The 669-nt window shown below is 68.2% G+C and carries 1 protein-coding gene; it reads right to left on the bottom strand.

The window, feature by feature from the left end:
• The coding region (locus tag D1614_RS28160; protein ID WP_206610158.1) for a DUF2135 domain-containing protein at window positions 1-669 on the bottom strand (669 nt) is incomplete at both ends.

Genomic DNA, 669 nt, shown 5'->3' with positions numbered 1-669 from the left:
GATGAGATCCCGGTCGTGTGCCTTTTCGTTGAAGTTGTAGCCGCCGGCGTTGAAGTTGCCCCAATAGTTCACGTAGAACAGCCACACGCCCGGGCGTGGCGCGGCGGTCGAGAAAATCTCCGGCCCGGCACCGTCGACGCTGTCCACGTCGAGGCCGCCGCCGTCGGACAGCAGCGGCTGCGCCCAAAACGCGTGGTCGCCAATCGGCGAAATGACGTGCATGTCGACCTCGGCGCGCGGGTCGTCCCACGTGAGGACGGCGCGCAGCTTGGCCGATGTCTTGGTGGTGTCGGCCTCGTAGAACTGCAGGCGTTGGCGTGACTGCCCGTCGGCACTGACGATTTCGACGCTGTTCGAGCCGGGGCCGAACGCCCAGGGGCGCGCAAAACGGCCTTCGCCATCGCCATACAGCGGCATGGCGTTGCCGTTGACGACGAGCACCGGCGGGCGGCGCTGCTTGCCGGCCGCGCGGATGCGCCCGGCGATGAGCGTGCGGTACTTTTGCGCGCCACGGTCCACGGGGGGTTTCGGATACGCCGCGGTGTACTGTTCCAGCTCGTTGGTCAGCTTGCTGTTGCGCCAGCCGCCCATCGGCCCTTCCAGATCGGCCACCGGCTCAGCCAGCGCCGAAGCGGCCAGCAGCAGCGCGACGGTGCACAGCGCCAAGCG

Source organism: Maribellus luteus (assembly GCF_003576475.1).
Taxonomy (GTDB): domain Bacteria; phylum Bacteroidota; class Bacteroidia; order Bacteroidales; family Prolixibacteraceae; genus Draconibacterium; species Draconibacterium luteum.
Note: the sequence above shows the minus strand (reverse complement) of the source record. Positions and strands in the feature narration are given on the sequence as shown.